The organism is Confluentibacter sediminis (assembly GCF_003258355.1).
In the GTDB taxonomy this organism is placed as follows: domain Bacteria; phylum Bacteroidota; class Bacteroidia; order Flavobacteriales; family Flavobacteriaceae; genus Confluentibacter; species Confluentibacter sediminis.
The window spans coordinates 23,798-50,289 of record NZ_QKPO01000027.1 but is presented as its reverse complement, the minus strand read 5'-3'; the positions used below and the strand labels follow the sequence as shown (position 1 = coordinate 50,289).

Below are 26,492 nucleotides of genomic sequence, written 5' to 3'. Positions count from 1 at the left end.
TTTATGAGCTCATATGTCATTAATTTGTAGAAAATCTATAGATTTATAGAAATAAATGGGGTTTGTGAGCAAACTCCCGTTGGGTGTAATTAAATTATTTGATTTTTATGAAATTAAAATAAAAGAAGACCGAAACTTTTCTGAGATTTATGCAACCGATGCTAAAGAAGCTGTTATTTTAAACGAAACGGCCGTTAAGGTTTTGGAATTAGAAAACCCTATAGGTAAAAAAACAAATTTGGGAACTATTATTGGCATTGTTAAAGATTTTAATTTTGAAACACTGCAAAATTCTATAAGACCCATAATCTTTAAAGTTTATAAAGAAGAAGAAGGCAACTCTATAATAATTTCATATGATTCTAATAAAAAGGATAAAGCAACATTAATAGTCAAAACCTTACTTGGCAATCAAAATGAAGGTTTAGCAAATATTTTTGATCCTACTTATAGTGATTTGGAAATGATAAATTTTATGGGCAGCATGGAGAATGCTCGCAAACGATATTTTGATCCGGATTATTTAGAGACTGTAAAAGACACTTTTTATGGGAAAGAAAAAACATTTCAAAAAACCATCTTTTACTAACCGCTATAGCTATATTAATTACAGTGCTTGGTTTAATTGGCATGTCACTATTTAAAACCCAGCAGCAAACTAAAGAAATTGGTATTCGCAAAGTAAATGGAGGAACCATTAAAGAAATTTTAATGATGCTAAATTTAGATATTATTAAATGGGCTGTTATTGCATTTATTATTGCCTGCCCAATGGCTTATTATGCGATTAAAAAGTGGTTAGAGAATTTTGTCTACAAGACCAGTATAGATTGGTGGGTTTTTGCCATTGCTGTCATTATCTCATTAATTATCGCCTTACTAACGGTTAGCTGGCAAACCTATAAAGCGGCTATTAGTAACCCAGTTGAAAGCTTAAGAGATGAATAAATAATTAAGAATATGTTTTACAATATAAAATCAGTCTACAAAAATTCAATCAATTAAAAGCCCTATAGTTTTTTAAAAATTTTCCGTTAAATCCCAGGACATAGCTTAAATATTCCTTTCATAGCTTTCAGTTTCTGATATTAATTTCACTATTATTTAAATAAAATAAACTTTTTATTTATTCTTCTATAGAGGTCTTAAAATTAGATACATTTACCTATAAAAGTATAGATAAAAAGAAGGATTTTAAATGATTTTTTTGTTTTTCTTAATAGCGATTTATTAAATTAACGTGAATAATGTTTAAGCTGCCCCGATGTATAGTATGCTCTATTTTACAGATGTTCTCAAGTTCGTCGTTTAAAGATTCTACCAAATCCCTCTTCCTTAATAGGATAGAATCCACATCAGAAAGGTTTTGCTTTTTCATGTTCTTCCTTACTTTAGTAATAAGCTGAATACCTTCTTGAAATAAAAGCTCAGAAAGGACTTGTGATATATAGCCTTTATCCCCAAACAATTTACCAAAGACTTCTTTTGCCATGGCGGTCATAAGCTCAATGTTCCTGTCATCCACATTACCCTTGGTAAGGTAAAAGGATAAAAGTTCTCCTTTGTCGTTAATGATCAAATGGAGTTTGAAGCCGAAGAACCAGCTCATTGTGAATTTTCCTTTTTCTGCTATATTCTTGAATACTCTGCTCTGTTTCTCTCTTTTGATATGGCATACCCTGATAAGGGTAGAATCAATATAATTGACCCCTCTTGATTTGCCCAACCCCTCAGCAGCACTCCTTCTTGGCGCTCCATAAAACGTTCATAGCTCACCAGATTAAGGAACAGCCCATTTAAATGCTCGCAAACATATTGCAGGTAAAATGTTTAAAGTTTGTAAACTGCCCAAAATAAAAAAGCAGATAGATACTTATCATCTCAGAATCTGATAATTTGCCCTTTCTATTTCGCCTTTTAACCTGTGTGTCCACTAATTTTGGATGATTTTCCATGTTTTGATTGGATTCTCGCTGAAAATCGTCCAAGTTCACAAAGAATTCTGTAACTTTGCCCCTAAACATTTAAGCATTTTACACTATTAAAATGATGAATATCAGATATTAATACAAATTAAAACACTCTTTTTCTTATCCATTATTCCATTATTCACGTTAAATTATCAAAAAAAATCCGGACGTATGTTTTTTGACACATTCATTCAACAAACCATTTTACCTTTTTTAGGTTTCTAATGTTATCTTTTAAAAATAGGATCATTCTGATAAGTATGTTTTTTTTCATTCTTCTAATTTCTCTTTGAAGATGTTTGATATCTATTGTGGCGAGTTGCAACTGATTTAATAAGTATTCTTTTTGCTTTTCATTAACTTCCAATCCTTCACAATTCTCATAAATATGATTTATCCGCTCTTTCATTATAGCGCCCACAGAATAAAATGATAATTTTTCTCGAACAGAGAGCCTAGCATTTATGGCTTTCTCTTTTCTTAAATCTGCATTATAATAAACCTCTTTTAATGTATCAACTGCAGATAGAATATCAGGATGGGCCCAAATGGTGTTTGAGGAAAAATTACTATCAGGGTTTTTAATCATTCCAAGTTCATAATCCACCAAAAAACTATTACTGTCATCCATGAATTCTGTATTCCCTGAATAATTAGTGGCTATGGTAGGTTTGCCTAAATACATAGCTTCAGCCAAAGTCAGTCCAAACCCTTCAGAGTGGTGCATTGAAACATAACAATCACAATCATTTATTAAGTGATTTAAGCTATTTTTATCTAGTTCCTTATCAATAATCTTAATATTATCGTGACCAGAAATAGATTGATGTAATTTCTTCTTAGTCGATTTGAATTGCTGGCCTCCAACGGTTTTTATGATGAGTTCCACATGATCATTCGTGCCAAAAGCTTTTATAAAAGCCTCAATTAAAAAGAAGGGGTTTTTTCTTTCCATAGAACTATGATAGCTAAAAACAAATAAAAAGCTAAACCTTTTCTCATCAAAAACAATATAGGCTTTTTCGCTTTGTTTAGGTTTAAGACTTAATTCCACTGGATGGGGAACGATTAGTATCGGCCCCTGATATACCTTTTTAAAAATATCTTTACAATAGGTGGAAGCTGTCCATATTTCATTGAACAGATTTATAGTTGCTTTAAATTTTGAAGGTATATTTTCTGATTCCCACATTAAAAAAAGAATGGAATACGAATTGTTAAAAAATTCGGGATCAATGACCCTGAAAAATGTATCAAGATCATTCATGCCTACTTGTACTAAATTAACAGCATAATTGAAGTTGTAATCATAATTAACACCCTTCTTAATTTTTTCATAATTTATAATATTAACAGGTATATCGAGTTTTTTAGCGGCTTTAATATTCAATTTTACAGCTTCTCCTAAACCAAATATGCTCTCTGTATAGCCAACTATATTAAGTCCTTTTTCAGATGTTTTCATGGTATACCTGATTTACTTCTAAAGATTGTAATGAAACCAAATGTGCATAAGTTCCATTCATGTTCAATAATTCTTCATGAGTACCTTGTTCCACAATGCGACCTCTCTTCATAACCACAATAAGATCGGCATTCTGAATAGTAGAAAGTCTATGGGCAATTACTAAAGACGTCCGGTTTTCCATCATATTCTCGAGTGCATTTTGTACCAATTTCTCGGATTCTGTATCTAAGGCTGAAGTTGCTTCATCTAGAATCATAATCGGAGGGTTTTTCATGACGGCTCTAGCTATGGCTATGCGTTGGCGTTGCCCTCCAGATAGCAAAGAGCCTCCATCACCTACATTATTTTGGTATTTGTTGGGAAATTCAGAAATAAAATTATGAGCATTTGCTACTTTTGCGGCAGCTATAATTTTTTCTTCCTTAGGTTCATCTATACCTAAGGATATATTGTTGGCTAGAGTATCATTAAATAAAATGGAGTCTTGAGCCACGATACCCATTTGTGCTCTTAAGGACTTGGTAGTAACATCTTTTATATTAATACCGTCAAACGTAATACTGCCTTCATGCACATCGTAAAAACGGGTCATTAAATTTGCTAAAGTAGATTTTCCACTTCCAGATTCACCCACTAAAGCTATAGTTTTTCCTTTAGGAATAGTAAGGTTAAAATCTTTCAAAACATAATCTTCCTTGTATTTAAAGGATACATTAGTAAACTTTATTTCTTGTTTAAATTCATTAATTACTTGAGCATTTTCTTTATCTTTTAAGGGATTTTCTGCATCTAAAATAAACGCAACGCGTTCATAAGCAGCATTCCCTCCCTGCAAGGCATGATTGGCTTTAGTTATAGCTTTGGCAGGGGTTAAAATTTGATATGCAAGACCCATATAAGCTATAAAAGCACCGCCACTCAAAGAGCCATCAATGAGCACTAACGAGCCTCCGTAAACCAACAATACTGAAATGACTAGAATCCCTAGAAACTCACTTGCAGGAGCAGAGAGGCTCATTTTTTTACCGATTGAGTTATTGAGCATATTAATGTTTTCCGTAAAATCCTTGAACTTTTTTGAAAAATAGCTCTCTGAAGTGAAATTTTTAATGATTTTTATACCTCCCAATGTTTCTTCTATATTGGACAATAAATGTCCTTCCATAGCAAAAATATCTCCAGATTGACTTTTAATATTTTTACTTACTTTAGAAATTAAGAATCCAGAAATTGGAATAAAAAAGAGTACAAAAAGGGTTAATTTCCAACTGATTGCAAACATACCTCCCAGAGTGAAAAGAATGGTTAAAGGTTCTCTAACCATCATTAAAACACCCATGAACGAGACTTTTATTGTATTGATATCCGAAGTCATACGAGCAATAAGGTCTCCCTTACGTTCATTGGCAAAAAAACCTACATTCAAACTTATAATTTTGTCGTAAACATCTTGTCTCAAATCTTTTAAAATACCATTATTCAAATAAGTCATGTATAATATGGATAGATAACTAAAAATATTTTTAAGTAAAAATGTACTCAAGACGAAGCAGACAACAATTATTAATGTGATTAAAGGACCTTGAGAATCATTTTTGGTTGTTATAAAATAATTAAGGTAATCTTCGAAATAACTTAAATCAAAATCTTTAATACCATGAAAAACGGGCTTTTCTTTTAATTTTTCCCCTTCATCGAACAGAATTTTTATCATGGGCAAAAGGGAAAGCATGGAAATTGAGGAAAAAAGGGCATACAAAATATTAAACAGGATGCTTAACATTTGATATTTTTTATAGGGTATAAGGTATTTAAAAAACCTTTTGAAGTTTTTCATCTATTAAGTATTGATTATAATAAATTGGTATTATTTTTCTAAAATGTTTTCATAAACACGTACATAATCTTTGGCCGCTTTTTCCCATGTGAACTGTTGGGAGCGATTGACATACGCCGATTTGAACACATCTTTATTGTCTTCAAATTTGGACATCCCTGCTTCAAAAACATGGGCCATATCTTCCGCATCGAAATTATCCCAATAAAAAGAATGAGGTCCCCCTATCTCTGGCAAAGACGTTTTATTTGAAAGGAATATGGGTTTACCAAAAGTCATAGCCTCTAGCACAGGAAGCCCAAAACCTTCTCGTAAAGAGGGAAAAGCAAAGGCAACGCAATTTTTATAATAGAATATTTTATCCCATTCTGCAATATTTCCTAATAAAACAACTCTATTTTCTAACTTATAATGCTGTATTTTTTCTTTGAGAATCTCAGTATACGTGGTTTTCAATTTGCCCGCTATAATGAGAACTACATCCTTTAAAAACCTCAACATTTCTATTAATGTATGGAAGTTCTTTTTTTCAACTATTTGTCCAATTGAAAAAATAAATGGTTTATTTGGAATATACTTAGGATGATTATTCTCTAAGTTATTTATCAAACTATTATTAAAATTATTTCCATTATATATCACATATTCAGGGATGTCAGGAATATGAAAATGAGCATGTGTCTGTTGCTTGGCATATTCTGAAACATATACAATAGAAGCGCTCCTTTGAATTTTGCTTTTAAGCTGATTTATCCTAAAATCCAGTCGTTTTCCTGACTCTTCTTCTAAAAAATTCACATCATGTACTGTTAATAAATATGGGATTTCCTTTGAAGCAGGTTCTATTTTTGTATTCTGATTTACAGAATGCCACAGACTGAAATTTTTCCTTATTCTAAAAAGAGGATATCTTGTTATAGGCAAATACTTATTAAAGGAGATTTGGCTTCTTAACTCGTCTTTGACTTGATTATTATTACAATTTAGAATGATGTCATGGTCTTTTAAAAATTCAGTTTCATGACTTAAGGCTTTTGCCAAATTAAAATTGAATTGTCCAAAACCACTGTGTAAGTTTTTTAAATTGTGTGTTTCTAGAAAAATGGTTTTAGAGGAACTTGTTTTTTTTGTAGATATCATTTTTTTCTTTTTTCATAGGTTTTACTAATAAGTTTCAAGTGTTTGGATCATTTTAATTTACCTAACATTGAAAATATTAATATACATTGTAGATGAAAAAAAGAAAAAAGGTTGCTTTCTTTATTTTGAAATTATTGAAGACTTTGAATAATTAACGGTCGTTAAAATATGTTTGATTCTGATAAGACTGGAATAAAATTTTATATACCATTTAAAAACAGACTAAAAATAATGAATCAAAAAGTGGAAATCCAAAACTTAATTTTTACCTCTGGGCTATACTATACAAAATAAATGGCAAAGTCCAAGACCAATAAAATAAATTCTATTTTCTCTAAGATTCCTCTAATATCACAGTATCTATCGAAAATAAAAAGCGGAGAACCGATTAATATTAATCAATTCTCCGCTTGTGTGAGCCCTAAAGGATTCGAACCTTTGACCGCCTCCTTAGAAGGGAGGTGCTCTATCCAACTGAGCTAAGAGCCCCTAACTCAAAAAATGTGGGTGTGGCAGATAGCCCTCACAAAACATATATTTTTAACAATCAGATAGTTACAAAATCATTTGCTTTTTGGCAACCGAATAAGTAACTTATTTGTTAAGAACTTTTGTTTTTATTTGCCCTTATTTTAAGAACGGTGCAAATATAATTTAGTATTATTTATAAAACAAGATAAATTAATATGAATTGCAACATAATTTTATATCTAAATTATTTTTTAAATAAATCTTAGAATTAAGTAGTTTTATATCAGCACGGAATGGTTAAAATTATTCTCATTATTCTCAAACTAAATTATTTTTTTTAGAGGTTTTATAAATATTTGTCTCGCCCATTACTATTGGTCTATACTTTCCTACCACTCGACTACACATAAAGTACAATCAACCGAAATAGAAATTTCAAATTAAGTATATATTGCTAATTTTAAATGATATTTTGCACAAATGCTGTATTGAAATGAAAACACTGACCATATTATTGATTGAAGACGATATGATTGAAGTAATGAAATTAAATAGAACAATTTCGTCACTTCAACTTAACCATAAAATTATTGAGGCGATTAATGGCGAAGAAGCGTTAAAAATTTTAGAAAAAAAAGATGAATTACCTGACATAATTTTACTAGATTTAAACATGCCAAAAATTAATGGCATTGAGTTTTTAGGTATTTTAAAAAATGACCCTATTTTAAAATACATACCAACCATCATTTTAACAACTTCAAATAATCAAAGAGATTTGTTGGAGTGTTATAAAATAGGAATTGCTGGATATGTTTTAAAACCTTTAAAATATGAAGAGTATGTTTCTAAAATTGAAAAACTTTTAGCTTATTGGAGCATCAACGAACTAAAACAAATTTAACATGAAAGGTATTGTTTTTACTGAATTTTTAGATTTAGTTGAAGATAAATTTGGTTTGGAAATGGTTGATAAAATCATTAACCAGTCCAAATTAGAATCCCATGGGGCATATACCTCCATTGGTACTTACAAATTTTCAGAAATGCTTCAACTGCTACAGCATTTAAGTGAAAACACTTCCATATCAATTGATGATCTATTACTTGTGTATGCAGAACATTTTTTTCATGTTTTAGAAAAAAGCTACCCTGGGCTTTTCGCTATTTACCACGACCCTATTGAGATGCTTTCTTCCATAGAAAACCATATTCATGTTGAAGTTAGGAAAATTTATCCAGATGCAGAATTACCAACTTTTGAAGTTCTTGAAAAAACGCACAATTCATTAATTATGATTTACAAATCGAGCAGAGCCATGCATCATTTTGGATTGGGATTAATGAACAAAACGTTTGAACATTTTAATTGTACAGCCACAATAAAATTGGAAAAAATCAAAGAAGATGGCACAGAAGTGAGGTTTATAATTCATAAAAATTAATGAGTCAACATAAAATTGACATATTAGAACGTGCACTAGCTCGCGAAAAAGCGGCTAGAAAACAAGCTGAAAAAATATTGGAAGATAAAGCTGCTGAATTATATGATACTAAACATAAGTTAGAAAAATCGTATTCAGAACTACAAGCTTTATTAAACAAAACAGATTCCCAACTACAAGGTGTTTTTGAAAACATTGTAGATGCCTATGTCATCATCGATCTTTTTGGATACATCCTTAAAATGAATGACGCAGCCGTTTCCCTCCTTGGTTTCAAACATAATAAAGAGAATTTCAACTTGATGAATATGGTTCCCCCTAATGAGGTTGAACGTGTTCAAGAAACCTTCAAAAAACTTTTCAAAGAAGGTGCTGTAACAAATTTCCATGTTAATATTATAACTAAAACCAATCAAAACTTGTTGGTTCACATCAATGCCAGTGTTATTTACGATCAAGGTATAGCTGTAGCAGCGCAAGGCATCGTAAGAGACATCACAAAAGAGAAAGAAGCCGAAAGACAATTAATTGAATCTGAAAACAGATTAGCAATTTTAATTCAAAATTTAGAAAGCGGTGTACTATTAGAAGATGAAAATCGAAAAATAGTACTGACCAACACTAAATTTTGTGAACTATTTAATATCCCTGTAAGTCCGGATTTTTTAGTTGGACAAGATTGCTCTCATTCTGCCGAACAAAGTAAATCACTTTTTGAAGACCCAGAGGGTTTTGTTAGTAGAATTAATGACATTGTGAAAATCAAAAAAAAGGTTTTAAGTGATGAGGTAAAAATGGTTAATGGTACTATTTTAGAACGCGATTATATCCCTATTTATGAAAAAAACACATACAAAGGACATTTATGGAAATATACAGATGTAACCCTTAATAGAAACTATAGAAAAAGTTTAGAGACACAAAAAGAAAAATACGGTAACATTATTGCCAACATGGATTTGGGTTTGATTGAGGTTGACAATGATAATAAGATATTATTGACAAACCAAAGTTTTTGTGAAATGTCTGGATACTCGGAAAAAGAACTGATAGGCAAAATTGGGAGTGACTTATTCCCTATCGAAGAAGATCGTGGAAAGTTAAATGATGAAATGGAAAATCGTAAAAAAGGTCAATCAAACTCATACGAAATAAAAATAAAAACAAAAAAAGGTGAGATTCGCCATTGGCTCATCAGTGTTGCTCCAAATTATAATCTTAAAGGTGAGATGGTAGGAGCCATAGCTATCAGTTTAGATATTACAGACATTAAAAATCTGGAGCTTCAAAAAGAAAGATTATTAGGGCAACTAGCTAAAAGTAATGATGAATTACAAGAATATGCTCATATTGTTTCACATGATTTAAAATCACCTTTGCGAAGTATTAATGCCTTGGTGAGCTGGCTAAAGGAAGATAATAAAGATAAATTAGATAAGACTAGCCTGCAAAATTTCAACCTTATTGAGGAAACCGTTGAAAAAATGGAACAACTCATATCCGATATTTTAATGTATTCCAGTATTAGTTCTGATGAAAATAATAAAGAGGCTGTTAATTTAAATGAGGTTGTGACAGACTTAATTAAAATGCTATATACACCGGAATTTATAACAATAAACATCATTAAACCTTTGCCGGAAATTAACGGCTATAAAACAAAATTACAGCAGGTATTTCAAAACTTGATATGCAACGCTATCAAGTTTATGGATAAAGAAAATGGTATTATAAATATTTCCGTTGAAGACTTTGATGATTATTATCAATTCTCCATTCAAGATAATGGCATAGGCATTGAAGAACAATTTCACGATAAAATATTTAAAGTGTTTCATTCACTTAAAAAAAGTAAGGATTCCACAGGAATAGGCTTATCTATTGTTCAAAAAATTGTTCAATTGCATGAAGGAAAAATATGGTTGGAAAGTAAAATAAATCAAGGAACTACTTTTTATTTTACATTAAAAAAATAATTATGAAAACAGTACAGTTAACAAAGAAGAAAGGTGGAAATTGGCACTATATTGGTGATAATATCACGTTAGAGAAACCTTTAGTATTAGTTTTTGGCAACCGATATTTACTGGAAGACACTTCTATTTTCGAAGAAGTTAAAGATTTATTCCCAGATGGTCATTTAGTTTTTGGCTCATCCTGTGCCGACATTACCTCAAAATCGGTTTATGAAGATAGTATTACCATTACTGCCATTGAATTTGAAAAAAGCAGTTTTTTAATAAAAACCAGAAACGTTTTAAACGCTGATTGTAATAGCTTTAAAACTGGTAACGACTTAATAAAACAATTTCCGAGTGAAGGTTTAAAATATGTTTTTGTGGTTTCTGAAGGTAGTTTTATTAATGGTAGCCAATTAACCAAAGGTATGAATAATGCTACTACGGATAATTTATTAATAACAGGTGCTTTATGTGGTGATTCTGAACGCTTTGAAAAAACGCTAGCATCTTATAACGAAAACCCCAAACAGGGTGAAATTGTAGCTATTGGTTTTTATGGCGACTCATTGGAAATCACGTTTTCCATTTATGGTGGTTGGACGCCTTTTGGACCTGAACGTATTGTAACAAAATCTGAAGGAAATGTGCTGCATGAATTGGATAACCTTCCTGCCTTAGATATTTATAAAAAATATTTAGGTGATAAATCCAAAGAATTACCAGGCGCAGCCCTTTTGTATCCATTAAATGTGAAAAACATTAATGAAGAACAATCTATAGTACGCTCAATTTTAAATATAGATGAAGCTCATAATACCATGATTTTAGCTGGTGATATTCCAGAAAATTCAAAAGTACAATTAATGATGACCAATGTGGATAATATTGCTAATGCTTCTGAAAGAGCCGCAAAACAAGCATTGGAATTAAGAGAAAACAAACCCCAACTGGCCATGCTAGTGAGTTGTATTGGAAGAAAATTGGTTTTGGACCAGCGTGTAGAAGAAGAAATAGAGGAAGTTATTGAAGTTATTGGAAAAGACACTACGGTAAGCGGTTTTTATTCATATGGTGAGATAGCACCCTTTCATGGCGAAATATCCTGTCAATTACACAACCAAACCATGACTGTAACATTGATAAGCGAATAATGAATTCATTATTAAAAAGACAAATCCGCAAATACTTAAAAGAAAATGCGATTCCTCCTGAATTAGAGCCTTTTATTGATGCTGTAAATAGATCTTATGACAATTATGACGAACAATTTATTATGCTTCAACGAGCCATGTCAATTAGTTCTGAAGAATTATCGATCGCCAATGAAAAACTTCAAATGGAAGCTAAAGAACAGCAACAGCTTATTGACAAATTAAAAAGCGTGGTAAATACTTTAAAGATATATGATTTATCAGAAAAAAAACAAACTGATATTAAAGAACTAAGTAGCTTACACTTGGTCAATTTATTAGACAGTCAGACTAAAGATATTCTAGAAATAAATGTACAACAAGAGAAGGTCTTAAATAAACTAGCCCAACAAAACCAAGAGTTAAGTGATTATGCCCACATGGTGTCGCATGATTTAAAATCACCTTTACGAAGTATCGATGCTTTAACAATATGGCTTAAAGAAGATTACAATAACATCTTTGATGAAAGAGGACAAGAGAATATCAAACTCATTCGGAATAACGTTGAAAAAATGGATACCTTAATTAATGGCATTCTAGAATATTCTACCATCAATGAAAATGATTCTGAATATTACGAAGTTGACTTAGATAGACTAACAGATGAATTATTGAAAATAATGCATATTCCATCTCATATTTCTGTAATTAAACATGAAAAATTACCAACCGTAATGGGTAATAAACACCGATTACAACAACTTTTTCAAAACATTATAGACAACGCCATAAAATATAATGACAAAGAAAAAGGAATTATTGAGATTGGTTTTAAAAACAACACCGATTTATGGGAATTCTATATAAAAGACAATGGCAAGGGCATTGAAAAAGTTTATTTTGATAAGATTTTTCAAACCTTTCAAAAATTAGAAAACAATCCAAACTCTTCAGGTATAGGATTATCCATCGTAAAAAAAATAGTCACTTTATACGGTGGCACTATTTGGTTGGAATCTGAAATAAACCAAGGTTCCACATTCTATTTTACACTTAAAAACAATGATCGAACAACCTAACTTATCCTATATCCATAGCCTTTCAGGAGGTGATAAAACCTTTGAAGACAAGCTAATCGCCATCATAAAAACGGAGTTTCCTGAAGAAAAAATGGCTTATGAAAAAAGTATTCAATCTAATGATTTTAAGAATGCAGCAGAAAATATACACAAACTTAAACATAAAATTAGTATTTTAGGGCTTGAGAAGAGTTATGAAGTGGCAACAGAATTTGAAAATAACCTTAACGACAACAACGATTGTTCGCTTAAAGGTGATTTTGATGCCATTATGCAAAGCATAACCAATTATTTAAACACGCTTTAAAAATTTATGAATTGTATTATAATAGACGATGAATCAACTGCAAGAACAATTATTTCCCAACTTTGTTCCCAAATCCCAAGTTTGAATGTTGTTGCCGAATTCCCTAATGCCATACAAGCTATTAAATATCTGAATCAAAACAGTGTGGATCTTATTTTTTTGGACATACACATGCCCGATTTTACAGGTTTTGATTTTATTCAAACCCTATCCAATCCACCAAAAACCATTCTCACTACTTCAGACGCCAACTTCGCCATCGAGGCTTTTGAATACGATTGCATTGTAGACTATTTGGTAAAACCGATTCTGTTACCCCGATTTGAAAAGGCTATTCAAAAAGCAGAAAAAAGTGATTTAAAAATAACGTCTTCAACAAGCAATTCCGAAAAAGAAGTGTCATCATCAGGAAACTATTTATATGTAAATATTGACAGACGATTAATAAAAATAGATATTCCCAGTATTTATTTAGTGGAAGCCAAAGGCGATTATATTCTTATAAAAACCGAAGATAAAAACCATACGGTACATTCCACCTTAAAAAAAATTGAAGACAAATTACCTGACCATTTGTTTTTAAAAGTACACCGTTCCTTCATCATTAATATTCAAAAAATTATTGATATTGAAGACAATAGCGTATTAATCAAAAAAGATGTGATTCCTGTAAGTCGCTCTAACCGACCAGAACTTATGAAACGTTTAAACTTATTGTAAACGTTCAACATTCTTAGAATTCCATTGGTCTACAGTTAATTTTCATCTATCGAAAATTAAAATTCAAGCTCTTATCGTATCATATTTTTGTGGTATAAATAATGTACCATGAGTAAAATTATACGTTTTATAGCCCTTATAATAGCATTACATAGTGGAGCACAAAACCAATCCATAGTGCTAAAAGCTCCAGATAACTGGTCATCTCTTATCAAACTTAATGGATTTGATCCTAATGATGATCAACAATCCAATGCTGATACTGATTTTGTAGGCAACGCAACCTATGCTTTAATGGAAACCCAAAAGCAAACAGTAAATTTTACTGATGGCATCACAGACGATGTCTATTATTTTAGAGTTCGTATGGGACAAAGCAATCCCAACACCTCATTTTATTTTGGTATTGATATTTCTGGTGACTTAATTGCAGATATTTTTATTGAAGCAAACGTTAAAGCCCAAACGCCCTTCGTGTCTCTTCATATGAGAGATTATTCCAAATCCGGTATAACTCCATCTCAGACTGCCTGGTTGAATGGTGCTCAGAATAACGAATTAATTTTAACAGCCAGACATGCTACAATTTCAGATTACAGTGCTGGAACAGATATTGATGGTGGCAATAGTGGAATCGATTATTGGATTGAATTTGGATTTACTGAAGATATCTTAAAAACCTTTGTGCTAAATAATTTTGGCTTATCTGTAGATGGCGATTCTATAATTGCTTTATATGCTTTTACATCTACCAGTCAAACATCCAATGGAGATGTTGCTGGTATTAATGATGCCATAGCTGGCGAATTAGATAAAACATGGGAAGAATTAGGTGTCATTATCCAAGGCTCGTTAAATCATATAGTTTCAGGAGTTATTGTAATACCTATAGTGTACAGCCAGACAACTGAAGATACAACACCTATTATAACTGGGACTTGGGGTGGTAACATGTTAGGAGATGATACACTTTCCGTTACCATAAACGAAAATATATATACTAAAGATAATGGCCTTGTCATTAATGGTTTGAATTGGAGTTTATCGATCCAAAATACCGAATTAGCCTATGGCACCTATGATGTCATGGCCAGTGTTTACAGAACTTCAACGAATCAAACCATAACAGACTCTACAAATTCCGAACTTTATATTGTTCCCATGGCGAGTTATGAATCTACAGTGACTTCTGGAAATGATGGTGGATTGGAAAGCAATGGAAACTTAGCAAGGCTTATTGCGAAACGAAATTTTAATCGCACCAAAAAAGGAGAAATATCCAATAAGAAGGATTCACAAAAACTTTATAAGAAAACAACAAACAAGTTATCAACAAGTGCTAAAACGCCAAGAACTTTAGAAGATTATTTACCAAGTTCAGGTTACACAGGGAAAGAAACAGCTTTTGTATCGAGTCCAGAAGATTTATTGGGGATTACTAATGCCGTTCAAATATTCTCGGTTGATTATTATCAAGCTGATGCCAGAATAGCAGTCATCTTTGCCACAGAAACAAGTGGCGGTATTTATGACCATTCTAAAATTATATGCGATCGTTTAAACAATTCGTATTTAGAAGATGCCTCCACATTTATAATTGGCGGACATCAAATAATTAGCACAAAACTAAAAAGAGCGAACAGAGAGATAGAATATACACTAAGTTTTTCCATTAAAAAAGGAGATGTAGAAAACCAATTGTTCAGCTTTTGGAATATCGGAGACTATCCAGTAGGCGATTACTATAATTTCCAAATATGGGGAGGCTCTTATATGCAACTCTTCTCATTATGCCACAGTGTTATAGAAAACCTCAATGCAGAAAAAAAATTATCAAGTATCAAAGTTAGCAATGCAGTGCCGTCTGTTTTTGTCCGCTATGGGTACTACTCAAACGGTGCTGTGCATCTAGATATCATTAATAAATCAAATGCCAAGTCTATGACCTTTGAAGGCAATATAACTTCAACAGAAGTGTCCAATAGGTTTAACATACATGAAACTATAGAATTAACAGGAAGCGTACACGAGACTTTAGCCATAGATACTGGCAGCTTATTTGATATTGGTCTCTCATTATCAACCTCAGAATCCAATCAAAAAGATGCACTTTATTTAGCAGATGGGCCTTGGGGATTAGACTATTTAAGTGATTACGCCACGGTAGATGTATTTCATGTAGAAAATAACCCTATAGTGTATGATGCTGATGTGTATGAAATTGAAAGACAGCCAACCGTTTCTGGATTAGTAAAAGGCAATGTGAATTTATTTAGACATTTATTGCCCGGGGACCTCACTTTAAGGGTGTCGGATTACAATGCCATTCAATTCAATATAGCCAACAATGAAGCGGTGGAATTGGTATTGATGCCCGAAGAATTAACCGATTGGAACAACCGTTTACGTTACACGATTCCCGCCAATAGCACTGACACATTTCATCGTATTCCTTTTAGTGATTTTAAGGATGCCAACGGAAAATCGGCCACCATAAGCAATATAAAAACAGTAGTGTTTTCTGTGATAAACGATTACACCAGCTACAAACCATATCGCATGACTATTAGTAATTTGGCTTTTTCAAACCAAACCACATTAAACACAAATACGATGGTAGCTTTACAAAAGAAAACAGGGTTAATAAATTATCCAAACCCCTTTAAAACCAATACCACTATAACATTAGCAAACAACACCAAATATGTAGACATCAGAGTGTTTGATATGCTAGGCAGAACCATAGATGTGCAACATATCACTAACAACAGCGACAAAGTAACTTACAACGCCCCTAACCTATCCAAAGGCATTTATAAATATATGTTGGTAAACGATATTAACCAAACCAACACCGGTACCTTTGTAATAGAGTGATTAATAGCAATTCATTTATTTTGGAAAAGGTAAAAAACATGGTTTTTCACCTTTTTTATTTATAAGAATGTGATTAAATTGCTTATGTCTATTAAATCCTAAAATAAGGATATAGCTTGTAACAAAAAGCATTATTATATCTAGTCTTTGGAATGGTATAAGTGATTCAATAATTCATAGAACTTAAATGGCTGTAATGTGACACTATATTCTCGAAAACAAATAAAATGAACCAATCTGAACTCATAATTTTAAATTTTACAGAGATAAGGAGAAGAAGTATAAAACTTTGGAACGGACTACCTGAGAAATATTATAATTGGAAACCTGACGGAAAAGCAATGAGTGCGTCAGAAATGATAAGACACGTTTTGGAAGCTGATTATGGTTGGAATATTATTATTAATCAAGGAGATATGACTAATTATAAAACACCTTGGAAAAACCGACTATTCATAAACCTAAAAAATGAACTTGAATTTGCTGAACCTTTTAGACAACGATTTTTAGAAAGTGTTAGACAATTTTCAGATAAGGAATTAAATGAAACCGAAATCGTTCACCCAGGAAATGGAGACAAGAAAATCCTTGCAACATATTTACTACGGATTGGGTATCACGAATCTGTTCACGCAGGACAGTTCTTGTCGTATTTAAGAACAATGAAAATTGATATACCAAAAATATGGGATTGAAAAAAAAGTCTACAGCCAACACTGGTGATTTATAGATATGTTGGGCATCGTTCTACAAGAACCACAAAACCAATGAAATTAACACTAAGACTATGATAAGTCCATTGGATACGTTATAAAAAGCAATATATTGCATATATAAACGATATAACTACAATGGTATGGGTACTTATTGTGTTTATATGATTGTTATAAGTAATCATACCCTATTCTTAAAAAATATAAGAATTAATCAAAAAAAACATAAAAATGAAAGCATTACAACTATTAAAATATGGTGAGATTAAAGATAGCTTAACCTTTAATGAAGTTAGTAAACCATCCATACAAACAAACGATGTACTTATTGAAGTGAAGGCTGCTGCCATTAACCCAATAGATAAACTTATAATTCTAGGAAACCTTCAAGGTATGCTTCCAATTCCACTTCCGAGTACCATTGCCTATGATGTTAGTGGAATTGTAGTCGAAAAAGGAGAAGAAGTAAGCGATTTTGAAATTGGAGACCTGGTTTATTCAAGAGTACCTCAAGAACAAATGGGTACAATAGCAGAATATGTAGCAGTAAGTAGTATTGCTGTTTCAAAAAAACCTGAAAATATTTCTTTCGAAGAAGCTGCAAGTTTACCATTAGCAGGACTTACTGCTTTACAATCATTGGAATATGCTGGGATAAAAGAAAACGATAAGGTTCTTATTCACGCAGGTTCAGGAGGTGTTGGTAGTTTAGCCATTCAATATGCCAAGACAAAAGGAGCCTATGTATACACTACTACAAGTACAAACAATATAAAGTGGGTTAAAGAACTTGGGGCAGACCGAGTAATTGATTACAAAACAGAAGACTATAAAACTATCGTAAAAGACGCAGATGTTGTTTTTAACACACTTGGAGAGGACTATGCTTTAGAAGCCTTTCAGGTCATTAAGCAAGGAGGAAAAGTTGTAAGCATTATCGGTGCTTTTGATGAAGAGACTGCAAAAATGTTCGGGATTGCTGACTACAAATTACCAGAAGAATTAGCTAAACTAATTAATGCTAAAGACGCGACTTACAAATATATTTTCATGCAACCTAATGGAGCACATTTAAGTAAAATCAAATCATTGGTTGAAGATAAAAAAATCAAACCAATTATTGATACAGTTTATCTTTTCTCTGAGAGTATTGAGGCATTTACGCATCTTGCTTCAGGAAGAGCAAAAGGTAAGATTGTAATAAAGATTAAATAAGCTACTTACAACACCGATAGCCGTTGCATGAGCCCATAATTTTGTAAAAACCGCCCTTAAAAAGGACGTTTGTTGTTTTTGAATGTGGCTTAAAATCTAAATGGATATGGGCAATGTCGGAAAGCTGCATGCACCTGTTTGCCTGTCTGATGCCAATAATATTGCCTTTTTTAAGCCTATAAACTGTGTATAGGCTCTACCATAACTTTGGCTTTTGGTTTTCATATAATGTCCTTATGGCTGTTCAAACAGGTGATGTTACACACCTGCCCGCTCTTTGAAGTCTGTGATGTGCTTTGTGAAGTTTCAACTTCGCAAAACCATTAAAATTAACAATAAGGCTATTATAAGTCCATTGGATACCTTATTAAAAAGTAATATATTGCATACATAAACGATATAAATACAATTAAAATAGGTATTTAGTGTGGTTATATGATTGTTCACAAAAATTTTGAAAACAAAATCAACTTATGGAAGATCCCAAAATGCCAAAAGATGAGTCGAAACGACTAAAAGAACTGGAAAGTTATCAATTGATTGGAATTGCCGAAGATGAAGATTATGACTTTATAACTTCTATGGCTGCTCAAATCTGCGGTACAAAAATATCTTTGATTAGTCTGATCAATAAAGACAAGCAGTGGTTTCTTTCTCACCACGGCTTGGAGGTTCGTGAAACGCCTAAAAAATTTGCCTTTTGCGCACACGCCATCAATACGCCGAATGAACCATTCATAGTAGAGGATGCCAGTAAAGATGAGCGGTTTCATGACAATCCTTTAACCGTTGGAGATCCGTATGTTATTTTCTATGCAGGTATTCCCCTTATCACATCTAACGGCTATCCCCTAGGAACACTTTGCGTAATTGATGACACACCCAAAAAGCTCAACAAGTCGCAGTTGGACCAGCTTAAAAAATTAGCGAGGCAAACCGTAAAGATTTTTGAAGCTAGAAAAAAAAGTTTTGAGCTAGATATCCTGAATGAAGAGCTTGAGAAAAAGAATGTGTTACTCCAAGATACCCAAGAAGCGAATAATCTAGGAATGTGGGAAATGGACATTGCCACAGATCAAGTTATATGGAGTGACATCATTTATAACATACACGAAGTACCTAAGGACTTCAACCCTAACAAGACAAGCGGATTAGAGTTTTACCACCCTGATTACAAACCTCTAATTTCAGAGGCCGTGAAAGAATGCAGTGTAAATGGCAAACCTTATGACTTAGTATGCCGAATGATCACCGCTAAAGAAAATCTGATTTGGGTCAGAGCTACAGGGAGAAAAGTTGGCAATAAGCTCATAGGTAGTTTTCAGGATATTACTGAGATAAAACACAATGAAATAAGATTCAAATCGGTAATACAAGGCACCGATGTTGGCACGTGGGAATGGAAAGTACAAACGGGTGAAACCATGTTTAATTCGAGGTGGGCTGAAATTGTGGGATACACCCTAGAAGAGCTTGCTCCAATCAGTATAGAAACTTGGATGAAATTAGCTCATCCAGATGATCTGGAAGAATCCAATCGTAGACTAAATGCTTGTTTTGAGAAAAAGGTAGACTACTATGAGTTTGAAGCACGCATGAAGCACAAAGCTGGGCACTGGGTATGGGTATATGATAGGGGCAAAGTATTTGAATGGACCAAAGACGGAAAACCCTTGATGATGTATGGTACCCATCAGGATATTACAGAAAGAAAGCAAAGAGAAGAAAGGTTACGAATCAGTGAAGAAGCTTTTAGAGGAAATTTTGAAAATGCTGCCATTGGAATGGCTTTGTTGGATGAAAAAGGGAAATGGCTAAAGACGAATATAAAGGTTAGCGAAATAATTGGATATTCAGAAGAAGAGCTTTTGGAGCTTACTTTTCAAGACATTACACATCCTGATGATTTAAATTCTGACTTAGCACTTTTAACTGAACTTATTGAAGGGAAAAGAGATCATTATCAAATAGAGAAAAGATATTTCCATAAAGATGGGCATGTAGTTGATGTCCTATTGGCAGTATCTATGGTAAAAAATGAACAAGGTAAAGTAGTCTATTTTATTTCGCAAATTATAGATATCTCTCAAAGCAAAAAGCTCCTACTAGACATCAATTACCAAAAAGACCTGTTGTCGGCTTTATACAATTTGTCCCCGATAGGAATCGCCTTAAATGAATATGAAACTGGCAAATTTTTAGATGTAAATAATAAACTACTTGAACCAACAGGCTACAACAAAGAGGAGTTTTTATCCCTTAGTTACTGGGATACCACGCCCAAGGAGTATGAGCCATTCGAAACTACTGCAATTCAGCAAATGGAAAGCAAAGGAAGCTATGATAAATTTGAAAAAGAATACATTCGTAAAGATGGCTCACGTTATCCTATAGCTCTTCAGGGAGTGGTGATAAAAGACTCCAATGGAAGAAAACTGATCTGGTCATTTATTAGAGATATCAGTCAAGAAAAAGAGGCGGAAAGAAAACTGCAACATGCTATCTCAAGTTTGCAGGCCATATTGAATGCAAGTAAACAAGTTTCGATTATTGCCACCGATACTGAAGGTACAATTACTTTGTTCAACTCTGGTGCCGAAAAATTACTAGGTTATAAAGCTGAAGAATTGGTTGGCAACCACAATCCACAGTTAATTCACCATCGTGAAGAGGTAGAAAACCGCAGCATTGAATTGTTTGAAAAATACAAAAAAGAAATAAAAGGTTTTGAAGCCTTTGTTTATGAAGCTAAAATTGGTGAACCAATCACTAAAGAATGGACCTATATAAGAAAAGATGGTACAAGTTTCCCTGTTTTACTTTCTATTAATATTATTCTTGATCACGATGATATAGTGGGCTATTTGTGCGTAGGTACAGATATTAGTGAATTAAAAAAAGTGGAAAAAGAGATCAAGTCACTGCTCGACATTACGAATGAGCAGAATGGAAGACTCCGAAATTTTGCTCATATTGTATCTCACAATCTGCGTTCGCACAGTGGTGGTATTTCTGGAATTCTTGATTTAATTCAAATGGAACATCCAGATATATTGAAGAATGAATTATTTGAACTTCTTATCTTAGGAGTCGAAAATCTAAATCAGACCGTACATGATTTGACAGAAATTGTAAAAGTGAATTTAACGAAGTCTGATGTTTCAAAAATAAATATCCATGAAGTCATTCAAAAAAATATCGAAAGCCTAAATATACAAATAAAGAAAGCACAATTTGAAGCCATCAATAATGTAGATAAGGACTTAACCGTCAAAGGTGTTCCTGCATACCTTGATAGTATTGTGCTAAATATGATTACAAATGCCATAAAATATAGAAGTGAACAAAGAGTGAGTTATTTGAAGATTTATGCAGAAGTAGATATTGAACAATCAATGATCACTTTATTTTTTGAAGATAATGGATTAGGTATAGATCTGAAAAAATACGGTGAAAAACTCTTTGGTATGTACAAAACATTTCATCATCATGATGACTCTAGAGGAGTGGGATTATTTATTACAAAAAATCAAATTGAAAGTATGGGTGGCAAAATAGAAGTAGAAAGTGAAGTAAACGTGGGTACAACATTTAAAATATCAATACCAAAATGAAAAAAATAGATTTAGCGTGTATTGTGGAAGATGACCCAATGCATTTATTTATAACCAAGAAGTATATTGAACTATCAGGATTTGTTGAAAAAATATTAGTTTGTAAAAATGGAAAAGAGGCATATGATACCCTAAAAGCTATGTTTCTGAATAGTTAAAAATTACCTCAAATTATATTTCTGGACTTAAACATGCCTATTTGGGATGGGTGGCAGTTTCTGGATGAATTCACTAAAATACCTATAGAGCAAAAAGTTACTATTTACATTTTAACCAGTTCAAATAGTGACGTAGACTTTAAAAAAGCTGAACAGTATAGTTTAAAGAGTAACTACTTAGTCAAACCAATAAATCAAAGTCAACTGAAAAGTATTTTAGCAGAACTTGTCAACAATTAATTCTATGAATCAACTCAAGCAAGGTTTGCTAACAATAATTTCGTAGAAACCCTAAAGAAGCATATCATTTAATGTAACAATTTATACTTAAATCCGTCTTTTAAGAGAATAAAAAAACATAAATGAAGAATCCCTTAAGCAGAAGTAAAATCTACCAATCAATAATTGTTTTGACATTATCTCTCATTGTTTCATGTTCAAGTAACAATGAATCCTCAAACACGATAAATGATATTTATTTAACTATTCCAGATGTACATTTTGAAACAAAATTATTAGAACAAGGCATAGATTCAGACGGTATTCTTAACCAGCAAATGTTAAAGTCGGATGCCGAAGCAGTAAAACGCTTAGATTTGAACCTCTCTTCAAACTTTGGGGAGATCAATGATTTGAAAGGAATTGAAGGGTTTGTAAACTTAACATTATTGTCTGCAGCTGGACAGAAAATTAAAGAGGTCGATTTAAGTTTTAACACTAAGTTAGATACTTTATTTCTTAATGGAAACCATCTAACCAATATTGATATTAGCAACAACCCAAATTTAATTTTATTGGATATTCAATCAAATGAACTTAGTACAATTAATGGGCTTTCAAAATCGACAAATTTGAAAAAGGCAAATTTATCCTTTAATAACTTTGAAGAAATTAGTATTGAAAATGAATCTATTGAAGTATTACTGATTAGTCATAACTTATTAAAAACTATTAACACCGATGCTGCTTTAAAACTAAAAGATGTGCTATTAACACTTAATCAACTTACAACAGTAGACTTCAGCTCTAATACATTGTTAGAGACTTTGGTGATTTCAGGCAATAAGCTTCAAAATATAAATCTTGAATATAATACTAATTTAACGCATTTATATAGTTCAAGTAATTTACTTACTACCCTCGATGTAACCAATAATCAAGAATTAATAGATTTGAGAGTGGATAGAAATCCTAATTTAACTTGTATTAAAATCCTAAGCGGTCAGGAAATACCAACTGTAACAGTATCTGATTATCAAGAATTAAATACAATTTGTTATTAAGACAAATTAGTGTATTTAAAAACATATTGCTAAGCCGGTAGCCGTTTCACAACCTCATAGTTTTTTAAAATACGATATAAAAAGGCCTCTTTTAAGGGCATTTGTTGTTTTTGAATGTGCTTACAATCTAAATGGAAGATGATGATATGGATTTATAATAATGTCGACAACAGCATTTAACGGTAAAGAACAAGGCGCAAACCTGCCGCCTCACTTTTACCATGATTTTCTATGAATTTCAGGTACTTTTTAAAGTTGTGAGATTTTGCCCAAACATTCCCGACGGATCGGACAATCGATCGGACAATCGATACATACTTTCTTAATAACTCAAAAAATCCAGAATATTCAAACGCATACTGAAATAGCTCCATGAGCTTACAGTCACTGATAATATTTTCTAAATACCCCACCAAGCACAGTTTGAAGAACACCATAGTATCAATGCTCTTTTGCCCACTGCTGCCCTACTATCCTTTGGTCTCATCACATAGAAATTCCAATTGCAGGTGCCTTTTTAAGCCATGGTAGAAATTCTGCCACGGAACACCAACACTTAACTAAAAAGTGTTGAATAATTTCTCTTGATAATACTTTTGCCTTGCATCCCTACAAAGGCGACTTCCCCAAATACCATTTAAATCGCACGCCCACTTCTGTAAAGGTAAACCCAGCAGCTGTGGCAGAGGCAATATTACTTCGGTTTCCGTAAACGTTTAACAAAGTACGTTCAGAGAATTTATACCCTAATTTTCCTTGAATTCTATAGGTACTTTGTTTGGCGTTGCTTTCGATAAATTGAAACCCTGTTGCTGCGGTTAATTCGTAAAACCATTCGTTTGGTTTGGTAATGACCTCATCTTTAATCAAATTCATAAACACCTCGCCAGCATTGAATTTTTCTGGACTAAAATAAATAGTCGGCACTTGGGTTTTAAAGGTTATATACTGGTAATTTACCCCGCCTTTTAACGATGGTTTGCTAAGCATGTTATAATATAACGAGGTAAACAATAGATTTCTGGCATTGTCATCATTTTGCACCGTGTAATAGTATTGTGTAAACCAACCCAAATTAAAATTGGTACTTAGGTTGTAGTTGGCGTAAAAGTTATTCATTACAATTTCTCTGTCTAATAACTCAGCATTAAAACTTTGTATTTCGCGTTTATAGCCAACATCCAAGACCTGCAATTTAAAGGGCTTGATGTTAAACGACACATCGGTTAATAATTGGGTATAATCCTCAGTATTGGCTTTAGCTGCTATAACTCCAAGTTGTCCGTTAAAAATTATATTGGGTAACAGTTGGTAACCCAACCCAAAAAACAGATGGTTTGAAGACGCCTTGTTATTGGTCACCGAATTTTTAGTAGTTCTATATCCATAACCGCCTAACAATTTAAACTTGATAGACAGTGGCACTTCGGTTTGTGCTTGAAATGTATAAGCTTCGTTATTACCATTATCAAAAGAATAGGCTGTTTTGGTGTCTAAAAAAGGCATAAAACTGGTGTTTAAATTGTTTATAAAGTTGATAGCATCTTTTTGATTGTTGTAGAACCGCAAGGTGTTTTCGGCCGACGTATAGGCATCCTCATAATACCCCAAGGCTTTTAAGGCATTCGCTTTTCCTAAATTTCCATCGAACGAGCTACTATCGTTCACTAAAATACGATTGTAATCTTCCAAACTCTTTTTAAAGTCGCTTTTATAAATGTTTAAAGTCGCACGTAATGCCAACAACCAATTCTCGTTAGGCTTGGTTTCCATTAAATTAGAAATAAGGGCATTGGCTATTTTAAATTTTTTATTCCAAATTAGGGCTTGCATGTAACGTTCAGTTGTGGGTTGCACCATAGCAGGATCTGTATCGGTATTTAAACTTTCAAAAGCTTGTTCACTTAGTTTTAAAGCTTCTTTTTCCTTGCCCTTTAAATGTGATACCAAAGCCAAACCATTTAAAGCGACCAGTTTGTTTTCTGGATTTTCAGCTAGCAGATTATAAATAGCTCTTGCATCTTCTAACCGATTGGCTATTAAATACAAGTTGGCCAAATTGATTAAGGTGTCTTTATCATTATTAAAAAGCGTTAAATTTTCCATTAAAAGGCGTTCTGCTTCCTTATAATTCCGTGCTTGCTGATTTTGGTACGCATAGCCCAAATACATGTATTTTTTAGAGGTTAATGCATTAACGTTTCCTGGAGATACGGCCAATGCGGTATTAACATACTCCAACGCTGTATCATATATTTTAAGATTGGACAAAGTATTGGCATATCCCAAAAGTGCAGGAAAGCTTTCGCTATTTTCTTTAACCAGGTCTTCATAATAGGTTTTGGCATCTGCATAGTTTTTATTCCAAAGTAAAGATTCGGCATAATTTAGTTTAATCTCAAAATCGGTTGGATATTCTTTAAGAAGATCAGTGAATATAGTGACTGCCTTTTCTGAATTTCCTAAAAGGCCCATGGCACGACCATAACATAATCTAGCTGTTTTATTAGTCGGGTAGTCTTTTAAGATATGTTGGAAAAACGTTGCAGCCTCTTGGTACTTCCCCGTTTCTAGATAGGTAAAGCCTTCTTGCATATCTTGGGAATATACAATGATAGACATAAAAAAGGCTAGTAATTGAAGGTGATTTTTAAAGGTCATAATATGGGTTATTTACTACATGCAAGTTAGTCAATACAATCCAATCATTCATCTACAGCAAAGCGCCACTCACCGAAATCTGAATGTCATCTGTTGAATGTTGGAAGATATTTGTGTCAGAAATCAAAAGGATATTAATTAAAAAATAAAAATCATGACACTAAAAATTAAAAAACAAGACACCATTTTTAATGTAGAAGGACACATCAATACAACTACTGTAGAACAGTTTAAAAATCATTTAGAATTTTTATTACTGTACACAAAATCAGTAACCATTAATATAGACAAGGTTAAAGAGATAGATAAAAATGGTATGAAAGCGTTTCATGACCTATATGCGACTGCTTTAATTTACAATAAGAAGTTTGAAATTATAGGCTACGGTTGTAAAGACATTTATGAAGACATCCAACATCATTATGCTGCCTAAATAATCA

23 protein-coding genes, 1 tRNA gene and 1 pseudogene are annotated in these 26,492 nt (G+C 32.6%); 17 read left to right on the top strand and 8 right to left on the bottom strand.

Annotation, left to right across the window (positions count from 1 at the left end):
- Window positions 1-64: 64 nt before the first annotated feature.
- Window positions 65-589: a hypothetical protein gene (locus DKT72_RS17220; RefSeq protein WP_162623357.1), complete on the top strand. Its 525-nt coding sequence runs from the start codon at window positions 65-67 to the stop codon at window positions 587-589.
- 41 nt (window positions 590-630) lie between these two features.
- Window positions 631-948 (top strand): ABC transporter permease, encoded by a 318-nt coding sequence (locus DKT72_RS17215; protein ID WP_162623356.1) that lies wholly within the window; start codon window positions 631-633, stop codon window positions 946-948.
- 277 nt (window positions 949-1,225) lie between these two features.
- Here the strand turns inward: DKT72_RS17215 and DKT72_RS18890 are convergent.
- The 5 genes and pseudogenes from DKT72_RS18890 to DKT72_RS17185 form a co-directional block, all read right to left on the bottom strand.
- Window positions 1,226-2,024: pseudogene (locus DKT72_RS18890) on the bottom strand (IS982 family transposase); the annotation flags it as partial.
- Window positions 2,025-2,157: 133 nt separating this feature from the next.
- Window positions 2,158-3,435, bottom strand: coding sequence for a glycosyltransferase family 4 protein (locus DKT72_RS17200; RefSeq protein WP_111309986.1), 1,278 nt, complete (start codon window positions 3,433-3,435; stop codon window positions 2,158-2,160).
- Window positions 3,422-5,275, bottom strand: a complete 1,854-nt coding sequence (locus DKT72_RS17195; RefSeq protein ID WP_111309985.1) for an ABC transporter ATP-binding protein — start codon at window positions 5,273-5,275, stop codon at window positions 3,422-3,424. Before DKT72_RS17195 ends, DKT72_RS17200 begins: the two co-directional genes overlap by 14 nt.
- Window positions 5,276-5,305: 30 nt before the next feature.
- Window positions 5,306-6,415, bottom strand: a complete 1,110-nt coding sequence (locus tag DKT72_RS17190; RefSeq protein ID WP_111309984.1) for a glycosyltransferase family 4 protein — start codon at window positions 6,413-6,415, stop codon at window positions 5,306-5,308.
- A gap of 415 nt (window positions 6,416-6,830) precedes the next feature.
- Window positions 6,831-6,904, bottom strand: a tRNA-Arg gene (locus DKT72_RS17185).
- 475 nt (window positions 6,905-7,379) lie between these two features.
- Here DKT72_RS17185 and DKT72_RS17180 point away from each other — a divergent pair.
- The 10 genes from DKT72_RS17180 (at window position 7,380) to DKT72_RS17135 (ending at window position 18,336) form a co-directional block, all read left to right on the top strand.
- Window positions 7,380-7,790 carry a response regulator gene (locus DKT72_RS17180; RefSeq protein WP_111309983.1) on the top strand — a complete coding sequence of 137 codons (411 nt, stop codon included), beginning with the start codon at window positions 7,380-7,382 and terminating at the stop codon, window positions 7,788-7,790.
- A 1-nt stretch (window position 7,791) separates the two neighbouring features.
- Window positions 7,792-8,331, top strand: coding sequence for a heme NO-binding domain-containing protein (locus DKT72_RS17175; RefSeq protein WP_111309982.1), 540 nt, complete (start codon window positions 7,792-7,794; stop codon window positions 8,329-8,331).
- Window positions 8,331-10,307: a PAS domain S-box protein gene (locus tag DKT72_RS17170; RefSeq protein WP_111309981.1), complete on the top strand. Its 1,977-nt coding sequence runs from the start codon at window positions 8,331-8,333 to the stop codon at window positions 10,305-10,307. Before DKT72_RS17175 ends, DKT72_RS17170 begins: the two co-directional genes overlap by 1 nt.
- A 2-nt stretch (window positions 10,308-10,309) precedes the next feature.
- The gene (locus DKT72_RS17165) at window positions 10,310-11,443 is read left to right on the top strand and encodes an FIST signal transduction protein (protein WP_111309980.1); all 1,134 of its coding nucleotides are present in this window, start codon (window positions 10,310-10,312) and stop codon (window positions 11,441-11,443) included.
- Window positions 11,443-12,504 (top strand): sensor histidine kinase, encoded by a 1,062-nt coding sequence (locus DKT72_RS17160; RefSeq protein ID WP_111309979.1) that lies wholly within the window; start codon window positions 11,443-11,445, stop codon window positions 12,502-12,504. Before DKT72_RS17165 ends, DKT72_RS17160 begins: the two co-directional genes overlap by 1 nt.
- Window positions 12,488-12,811 carry an Hpt domain-containing protein gene (locus tag DKT72_RS17155; protein ID WP_111309978.1) on the top strand — a complete coding sequence of 108 codons (324 nt, stop codon included), beginning with the start codon at window positions 12,488-12,490 and terminating at the stop codon, window positions 12,809-12,811. The genes DKT72_RS17160 and DKT72_RS17155 overlap by 17 nt, the downstream gene beginning before the upstream one ends.
- A 6-nt stretch (window positions 12,812-12,817) precedes the next feature.
- Window positions 12,818-13,531, top strand: coding sequence for a LytR/AlgR family response regulator transcription factor (locus tag DKT72_RS17150; protein ID WP_111309977.1), 714 nt, complete (start codon window positions 12,818-12,820; stop codon window positions 13,529-13,531).
- A 108-nt stretch (window positions 13,532-13,639) separates the two neighbouring features.
- The gene (locus tag DKT72_RS17145) at window positions 13,640-16,408 is read left to right on the top strand and encodes a T9SS type A sorting domain-containing protein (RefSeq protein WP_111309976.1); all 2,769 of its coding nucleotides are present in this window, start codon (window positions 13,640-13,642) and stop codon (window positions 16,406-16,408) included.
- Between the two features lie 227 nt (window positions 16,409-16,635).
- Window positions 16,636-17,103 (top strand): DinB family protein, encoded by a 468-nt coding sequence (locus tag DKT72_RS17140; RefSeq protein WP_111309975.1) that lies wholly within the window; start codon window positions 16,636-16,638, stop codon window positions 17,101-17,103.
- 249 nt (window positions 17,104-17,352) lie between these two features.
- Window positions 17,353-18,336, top strand: a complete 984-nt coding sequence (locus DKT72_RS17135) for an NADP-dependent oxidoreductase (protein ID WP_111309974.1) — start codon at window positions 17,353-17,355, stop codon at window positions 18,334-18,336.
- A 96-nt stretch (window positions 18,337-18,432) separates the two neighbouring features.
- Here the strand turns inward: DKT72_RS17135 and DKT72_RS18625 are convergent, their stop codons facing one another.
- Window positions 18,433-18,561, bottom strand: coding sequence for a hypothetical protein (locus DKT72_RS18625; protein WP_262510084.1), 129 nt, complete (start codon window positions 18,559-18,561; stop codon window positions 18,433-18,435).
- Between the two features lie 248 nt (window positions 18,562-18,809).
- Here DKT72_RS18625 and DKT72_RS17130 point away from each other — a divergent pair, with 248 nt between their 5' ends.
- The 4 genes from DKT72_RS17130 to DKT72_RS17120 all read left to right on the top strand — a co-directional run bounded on the left by DKT72_RS17130 (window position 18,810) and on the right by DKT72_RS17120 (window position 23,391).
- Window positions 18,810-21,950, top strand: a complete 3,141-nt coding sequence (locus DKT72_RS17130; RefSeq protein ID WP_111309973.1) for a PAS domain S-box protein — start codon at window positions 18,810-18,812, stop codon at window positions 21,948-21,950.
- Window positions 21,947-22,108, top strand: a complete 162-nt coding sequence (locus tag DKT72_RS18415; RefSeq protein ID WP_220628149.1) for a response regulator — start codon at window positions 21,947-21,949, stop codon at window positions 22,106-22,108. Before DKT72_RS17130 ends, DKT72_RS18415 begins: the two co-directional genes overlap by 4 nt.
- Window positions 22,109-22,141: 33 nt before the next feature.
- Complete coding sequence (locus DKT72_RS18760; protein ID WP_220628148.1) at window positions 22,142-22,348, top strand: hypothetical protein; 207 nt, start codon at window positions 22,142-22,144, stop codon at window positions 22,346-22,348.
- A 122-nt stretch (window positions 22,349-22,470) separates the two neighbouring features.
- On the top strand, window positions 22,471-23,391 hold the full coding sequence (locus DKT72_RS17120) for a leucine-rich repeat domain-containing protein (protein ID WP_111309972.1): 921 nt from the start codon (window positions 22,471-22,473) through the stop codon (window positions 23,389-23,391).
- A 176-nt stretch (window positions 23,392-23,567) separates the two neighbouring features.
- Here the strand turns inward: DKT72_RS17120 and DKT72_RS18910 are convergent, their stop codons facing one another.
- Both DKT72_RS18910 and DKT72_RS17115 read right to left on the bottom strand, forming a co-directional pair.
- Window positions 23,568-23,828, bottom strand: a complete 261-nt coding sequence (locus DKT72_RS18910; protein ID WP_502243704.1) for a hypothetical protein — start codon at window positions 23,826-23,828, stop codon at window positions 23,568-23,570.
- 172 nt (window positions 23,829-24,000) lie between these two features.
- Window positions 24,001-26,052 carry a tetratricopeptide repeat protein gene (locus DKT72_RS17115; protein WP_235841754.1) on the bottom strand — a complete coding sequence of 684 codons (2,052 nt, stop codon included), beginning with the start codon at window positions 26,050-26,052 and terminating at the stop codon, window positions 24,001-24,003.
- Between the two features lie 154 nt (window positions 26,053-26,206).
- Between DKT72_RS17115 and DKT72_RS17110 the strand changes: the two genes are divergently transcribed.
- Window positions 26,207-26,485, top strand: coding sequence for an STAS domain-containing protein (locus DKT72_RS17110; protein ID WP_111309971.1), 279 nt, complete (start codon window positions 26,207-26,209; stop codon window positions 26,483-26,485).
- The last annotated feature ends 7 nt before the right edge of the window (window positions 26,486-26,492 follow it).